A 4,156-nucleotide genomic window follows, 5' to 3' on the forward strand; every position below is an offset into this window, starting at 1 on the left:
AGCGCCCTTGTCTCGCTCGCCTCCGCCGGGCCGATGACCCCGGCGGATGCGCCGCGGCGAAGGCCGCTCACAAGGAGAAGTGCTTCGGCGTCGCCCTCAAGAGCATGAACGACTGCGCCGCCGGCCCCGGCACGACCTGCCAGGGGACCTCGACCGTCAATTTCCAGGGCACTGCGTGGAAGTTCGTCGCGGGCGGCACGTGCACGTCGATCGTCACGCCGAACGGCAAGCACGGCTCCCTGACCGCGATGTAAGCCCAGGCCAAGCCAAGACTCGAAGCGCCGGAAAACGGGAGCGGAAATGAAGACAGATTTGGCCGCATGCTCCGAGGGGGAAGCCCCAGCGCCTCTCTTTCCGGCGCGACCTGTCGCGGGCTTGGCCGGGACAAGCTTCAAGCCTCAGCACCTGAAAGCGATCCTTTCAGGTCCCAAGCCTCTCGGCTTTTTCGAGGTTCACGCCGAGAACTACATGGGCGCAGGCGGGCCGCCGCATCGCGCGCTCGAAGCGATCCGTCGCGACCACCCCGTTTCGCTGCACGGCGTATGCATGTCGATCGGCGCGCCTCAGCCTTTGGACCGGGCGCATCTCGCACGCTTTCACGCGCTCGTTCAGCGCTACGAACCCGCGTTCGTCTCCGAGCATCTCGCCTGGTCGACGCACGACAACGTCTATTTCAACGACCTGCTGCCGCTGCCCTACACTGAGATGACGCTCATGACAGTGTGTGATCACATCGACCAGGTGCAGGAGGCAATTGGCCGCAAACTGCTGCTCGAGAACCCGTCGACCTATGTCCTCTACCGGGAGTCGACGATGAGCGAGACGGATTTCATCCGCGCCGTCGTGCGGCGCACCGGCTGCGGCCTCCTGCTCGACGTCAACAACGTCTTCGTCTCGGCAACGAACCACGGGTTCTCGGCTTGCCAATATCTCGCCGACTTTCCGCTTGCGGCGGTCGGCGAGATCCATCTCGCCGGGCACGCGCAACAGAGCGACGACGAGGACGGCCCGCTCTTGATCGACAGCCACGACCGGCCGGTCGCCGACGCGGTCTGGGGGCTGTTCGCGAGCGTCGTCGAGCGGGCGGCGGCGATCCCGACGCTGATCAAATGGGACGGCGATATCCCCGAATGGCCGCGTCTGCAGGCGGAAGCGGCCGCCGCGCAAGCCATTCTCGATCGCACCGGCATTCACGCGAGGAGCAGCCATGCAGCCTGACCTGTTCCGAGCGCCGCCGCCTGCGGGCGCAGCCTATTCGGCCGCCTTCTCGGAGGCCCTGCTCACGCCCGACCGCGACACGCCCGCGCTCGTCTGCGGGCCGGCGGGCAAGGCTGTGGCGAAACGCTATGCCGTTTATCGCAACAACGTTACGGTGAGCCTCATCGATGCGCTCGCCGCGGTCTATCAGGCTGTGCAGCGGATTACCGGGGTCGAGTTCTTTCGCACGATGGCGCGCTTCCACGTCCGGGTAACGCCTCCGGCCTCGCCGCTTCTGTTCGAGTACGGCCGGGACTTCCCCGCCTTCATCGAGCGGTATGCCTACGCGCGAGGCATGCCGTGGCTTGCCGATGTGGCGCGCGTCGAGCGCGCCTGGCTCGACGCCTATCACGCTGCCGACACGGCTTCGCTCAGCGCTTCGGATCTCGGCTCAGCTCCCTCTGAGCGCCTGGCGGATCTCGTATTCACACCGCATCCGGCGACCCGGCTCCTGCGCTCTCGCTACGCGGCTGTTACGATTTTCGCCGCCAACCGGGGAGATGGGCCGGTTGAAGAAATCGACGCGAGCCAGGCCGAAGACGCGCTGATCACGCGGCCGGTCTCCGAAGTACTCGTGCGTCGGCTCGCGCCGGGACAGCTTGAGTTTCTGTCGGCGCTGATGGCCGGCCGCCCGCTCGGAACCGCAGCCGCCGCGGCGCTAGAGACTCATTCTGACTTCGATATCGGCATGGGTCTTACGACCCTCATCGAATCCGGCGCATTCGCGTCGGCAACACTTGGAGAGAACACATGACCAGCGTCTCGCAACTAGCTTCCGAGGGCGGAATCCTCTCGTCCTTCGCCCGTTTTTTGGACAGGGCCGATCGCATTGACAGCGCCGTCGCGCCGAAGTCGTTCATTCAGCTAGTCTTGCGGTTCGCGCTGGCCGTGCCCTTCTGGAAGTCCGGCATCCTCAAGTGGGCCGGTTTCTTGAGCCTCAGCGACACGGCCGTGAGCTTGTTCACCGACGAGTTCATGCTCCATCTTCCGGGCGGGCCTTACCCGTTTCCAGCACCGGCCGTGATGGCGTTCCTCTCCGGCTGCGGAGAGATCATCTTCCCGGTCCTTCTCGTCTTCGGTCTGGCGACCCGTTTCGCCGCGCTCGGCCTCCTGTTCATGACGCTCATCGTCGAATTGACCGTGCCCGACGGATGGCCGATCCACATGACGTGGGGGGCTATGGCGCTCGCCATCATCGCCGGAGGCGCGGGGCGGTTTTCCCTGGACCACCTGATCCGCCGTAACCTGTCGCTGCCTACGCAGTAGAGCCCGGATGCTCAAAGAATAAATGCTTTGGCGCCAGCCGCTGTTCTCCCGGAAGAGGAACTTGGAGCGGCGTCCGCTTCCCGCCCGGGAGCGAAAATAGCCTCTCGGATCTGGAATTTCCGCCTTGGGTCAAAACTTCCCGTTCGGGCAACGGCCGCTTTCCGCCGAATGGCCTGCCGCCGGTTTTGTGGGCGCCAAGAAAGCTTGTTTGATGGGACCGGCGGTGGTTCATGGCGAGACGGCAATTCAATCGAACTCGAAGACCCCGCACCCTGATGGCTACATACACGCATGACAATTTCGAGCAGATCGCCGCCGCCATCGGCATGAAGGCCGAGGCGGTTGCGAAGCATGCGAAGTTGTTTGAGGAGGCAGCCCGTTGGCATCGGCTGGATTGCGACCCGCCAGATCGCATCGCTCCATCCATCTTGCGCCGGAAGCTCGATAAAATCGCGAAGAGCGCTCGGCGGCTATTGGAGAGCTTGGGCGTCGTCGACCTCGATGCGGCGGTTGACGGGCACGGCGATCCCCAAATTTTCGACGCCCTGCTCTTGGTCGGCGAGAGCGATGCGACGCCAATCATGGAAGCGACACAACGATTCGCCCGCTTGGTCGAGATCACTGAAGCCGTCGCGGCAGCCGCTGCACTGAGCCGCCGCGCAGGGAAGGCGGCAGCTGAGATTGCGGAAGTCGGAAAGTTGACCGTAGACGAAGGGCACCGCGGCGATCGGGCGATCAACGACTGGTTAGCCAAGATGATGACCGCATATCGCGACATTACCGGCAAGGAGCCTGCAACCTCCGTCGGCAAGCCCCCAAGCTTCCGTCGATGGGCCCGACCGACCCGATGAGGGGATCGCCGGAGGCCCCCTCATTCGCTTCCTCACAGCGGCGGGCGTACGCTTAAAAATCAAATTTTCGGAGGACGCCTGGCGCAGCCGGGTGCGCACGGTGATGAACGGCGCCTCGCCGCAAGACTGACAACGATTTGGCCATGCGAGCTCCGTCTGCCGATTCCGGTATGCGGTCGGCATGCGAGCGCGTGGTGCAAGATCCCCGAAGACGAACCAGACGACAGCGACCGACGCGCTGATCGCCCTCGCGCGCATGCTGGCGCGCGAGGCCGCCCGCGAATGTCTGGGTCAGACGCCGGCGCCGCCTGGACACCAAAAACAGCCTCGACCGGACGATCGCAAATGACGGCGGCCCGGGAATTTTTGCGCGCCGACGAGATCGCTCGCCTGACCGGAGTGTCGGTACGGACGGTGCGGCCTTGGATCGCCGCCGGGACGCTGCCGTCGGTGAAGGTAGGGGGCGTGCGCCTGGTGGCGAGAGGCGCAATCCAGCAAATGCTCACGCCGGCCCAGGCGGACTGGGCCGAGGATGACCCTGAAAATGCAACGAAATGAGAAGCCTACGGCAGCATCGTGAAAACATTGTCAAAGTAATCGTTCCATCTACGCTGTGATAGTCTTCCCGAATGTCACCCTTTGACACGCCCTGTCACTGCCCGCCTAATCATGAGACTTGGAAACAAAAATGACGAGCCCAAATAACAAGCCGAACTCGCTGGCGGACGTCCTCGCGATTGTCGCTGCGGCTGATCTCGCGCCCGCGCGCCGCCGCGACATGA

At 64.2% G+C, this 4,156-nt stretch carries 5 protein-coding genes and 1 pseudogene; all 6 read left to right on the forward strand.

What is annotated here, in order from left to right; translation table 11 throughout:
- Positions 1 to 254, forward strand: a pseudogene (locus ACLP25_RS25510) (BufA1 family periplasmic bufferin-type metallophore); the annotation flags it as partial.
- Positions 255 to 300: 46 nt separating this feature from the next.
- A complete protein-coding gene (gene bufB, locus ACLP25_RS25515; protein ID WP_442471913.1) occupies positions 301 to 1,218 on the forward strand; it encodes an MNIO family bufferin maturase in 918 nt (305 codons plus the stop codon).
- Positions 1,208 to 2,011, forward strand: coding sequence for an HvfC/BufC N-terminal domain-containing protein (locus ACLP25_RS25520; protein ID WP_442471914.1), 804 nt, complete (start codon positions 1,208 to 1,210; stop codon positions 2,009 to 2,011). The genes bufB and ACLP25_RS25520 overlap by 11 nt, the downstream gene beginning before the upstream one ends.
- Positions 2,008 to 2,523, forward strand: a complete 516-nt coding sequence (locus tag ACLP25_RS25525; protein ID WP_442471915.1) for a DoxX family protein — start codon at positions 2,008 to 2,010, stop codon at positions 2,521 to 2,523. Before ACLP25_RS25520 ends, ACLP25_RS25525 begins: the two co-directional genes overlap by 4 nt.
- A gap of 230 nt (positions 2,524 to 2,753) precedes the next feature.
- Positions 2,754 to 3,374 (forward strand): hypothetical protein, encoded by a 621-nt coding sequence (locus ACLP25_RS25530; protein ID WP_442471916.1) that lies wholly within the window; start codon positions 2,754 to 2,756, stop codon positions 3,372 to 3,374.
- 345 nt (positions 3,375 to 3,719) lie between these two features.
- Positions 3,720 to 3,932 carry a helix-turn-helix domain-containing protein gene (locus ACLP25_RS25535; protein ID WP_442471917.1) on the forward strand — a complete coding sequence of 71 codons (213 nt, stop codon included), beginning with the start codon at positions 3,720 to 3,722 and terminating at the stop codon, positions 3,930 to 3,932.
- Positions 3,933 to 4,156: the final 224 nt, after the last annotated feature.

The organism is Roseiarcus sp., from assembly GCF_052145395.1.
GTDB lineage: Bacteria > Pseudomonadota > Alphaproteobacteria > Rhizobiales > Beijerinckiaceae > Roseiarcus.